This window comes from Thermogutta sp. (assembly GCF_014359955.1).
Lineage (GTDB): Bacteria > Planctomycetota > Planctomycetia > Pirellulales > Thermoguttaceae > Thermogutta.
In genome coordinates, this window is sequence record NZ_JACIYL010000769.1 from 1 (window position 1) to 2068 (window position 2068).

The window sequence follows — 2068 nt, forward strand, 5'->3', positions numbered from 1 at the left end:
TGGACAGACCGTTGTGGAAATCTCAGATTTTCCTCTCATCTGTGGCCAGCGTTACCGGGTGTATCTCAAACAAACAGGCTGGCTCAAAATGAACTGGCTGGAGATGCTCATTGTCTGTGAAGAAGAAGCCACTTTTCAGCATGGCACTAACACCCGACGCGAAACGCGACGGATCTGGCAGAAGACGCTTGTTCGCCACGAGAAGTTCGACATTCTCCACAGCGTCCCCTTCGAAATCGAAAAAGAAATCGAAATTCCCTCAGGAATGATGCATTCGTTCCGTTCCCCGCACAACGAAGTCCGATGGCGTCTCTGCGTCCGAGGAAGTGCTCAGGACTGGCCCGTTTTCGAGCGCATTTTCCCGCTCGTCGTTCTGCCGGAGCCTGCGAAGAAGTCCGACACAGCATCCTGGTCCAGACGGCCCGTCCAGACGACGACTGCGGGAGGCGAAACCTCCCCCGAGGGAACAGGACACGAGAACGCGGGAACGGGTTAAAAGGAGACACCGGAAAATCGTCGTCGTGCGAAGGCATGTCCATAGATTCACTTGAGGCGTCAACTCCCAGGGAGTTCTGCCCTCCGGCGGAAAGCGATGGAACCGCGGGTTGTTATCCACCTCGACCACCGAAAAACCGTGTATGACCCCGGAGAGATTCTGTCCGGCAAGGTCATCATCACCCCTGCCGACTGCGTGGACACGATCAAGGCGATTGAACTTTCGGTCCTCTGGTACACCGATGGCAAGGGCGATCAGGATCTCCATGTCCACCATTTCAGGCGATGGGAGCAGGAGGGGGACTCACCGGTGTCGATCTCATCTCCTTTATCCTTTCAAACGATCCTTCCGCAGACACCGCTCAGCTACGACGGACTGATCATCCGTATTCGGTGGTGTGTGCGGGTACGGGTATTTCCGGTAAAGGGTCGGGAAATCGTGGAAGAGATCACTTTTCGGTTGGGGCACGTCGCACCAGCGAGAGTAAGAATCCAGTGACCAACATTTCCGGAAAAGTCGAAAATCCGTTCTCCGCGCGATTCGTTCGGCCGGGCGCGATTCCCTACATCTTTCCCCCCGGTTGCTCGGCCGAGTCGCTCTTCGAGACTTTCGAGCGACTGCAAAGAATGGGGGCCGTGGTCGGGCCACACGGTGTTGGAAAGTCGGCCCTCATCACGGCCCTGGCGGATTGGATGGAGCAGCATGAGATTCCCTGTTTGCGACTCGAACTCCATGATGGCCAGCGTACCCTGAGCCAGGAAACCTGGGCCTTACTGGAAGACCGCTCCGAGATTGTGATCACGGTGGATGGCTACGAGCAACTCAGCACCTGGACGCGATATCAGCTACGCCGTCTCAGCCGGAAGCGTCGTCTGGGACTGATCGGAACAGCCCATTCCGACGTGGAACTTCCCCTTCTTTACGCTCCGGAACCGAACGAAGATCTCGCCTGGAAGATCGTCCAGCTTCTCCTGGAACGCGGTGAACCGCTCATCAGCCGGGAGGACGTCCATGAATCCTTTGCCCGGCACCAGGGCAACCTCCGCGAAATGCTGTTCGACCTCTACGACCTCTACGAACTCCGGCGATCACAATTGTCTCCGCCCTCCTCTGAACCATAAAAGCAATCCAGGCGGACCTGAACGCAATCCGCCCGACAAAAACGCGTCGCAGAAACAACTCAGCCCCTGTGGCCAGAGTCCCGCTTCACAGTTGGGGCGGAAGTGTCTATCTTTACCACAGTCGCCCCCTAAGCAAGGACCTCGAACTTGATTCCCACGCGTTTGAGCGCGTAGCCGGTCTCGCGGATATAGTCGCCATAAATGGTCATCCAGTGGAAGCCGGGCATGCGGTCAGCGAGCACCTTATCATCGCATGCGTACCGGACATCAATCTGGGAACGGCAGATAGGAAGGAAGGGATGCGCCACGATTTCCCCGCGCAGCCCCACCCAACGCTGCGATTTGAAGTCCGGCAATACATTCGTGACAATCTGGCCGTTGCGCATTTCGACTTTGGGGGCGGCACCGTAGTCGGACTCAAAATGGGTCAGAATGCGTGCCGGCTCCCGCT

Annotated in this window: 3 protein-coding genes and 1 pseudogene; 3 read left to right on the forward strand and 1 reads right to left on the reverse strand. The window is 57.2% G+C overall.

Annotated features, from left to right (window positions below; genetic code table 11):
- The 3 genes and pseudogenes from H5U08_RS16780 to H5U08_RS16790 all read left to right on the forward strand — a co-directional run.
- A pseudogene (locus H5U08_RS16780) lies at nucleotides 1-496 on the forward strand (hypothetical protein); the annotation flags it as partial.
- A gap of 96 nt (nucleotides 497-592) precedes the next feature.
- The gene (locus tag H5U08_RS16785; RefSeq protein ID WP_297035703.1) at nucleotides 593-994 is read left to right on the forward strand and encodes a hypothetical protein; all 402 of its coding nucleotides are present in this window, start codon (nucleotides 593-595) and stop codon (nucleotides 992-994) included.
- Nucleotides 991-1617, forward strand: a complete 627-nt coding sequence (locus H5U08_RS16790; RefSeq protein WP_297035706.1) for a hypothetical protein — start codon at nucleotides 991-993, stop codon at nucleotides 1615-1617. The genes H5U08_RS16785 and H5U08_RS16790 overlap by 4 nt, the downstream gene beginning before the upstream one ends.
- A gap of 128 nt (nucleotides 1618-1745) precedes the next feature.
- Here H5U08_RS16790 and H5U08_RS16795 read toward each other — a convergent pair.
- Nucleotides 1746-2068, reverse strand: a 323-nt coding sequence (locus H5U08_RS16795) for a hypothetical protein (RefSeq protein WP_297035710.1), incomplete at its 5' end; no start/stop codon positions are given.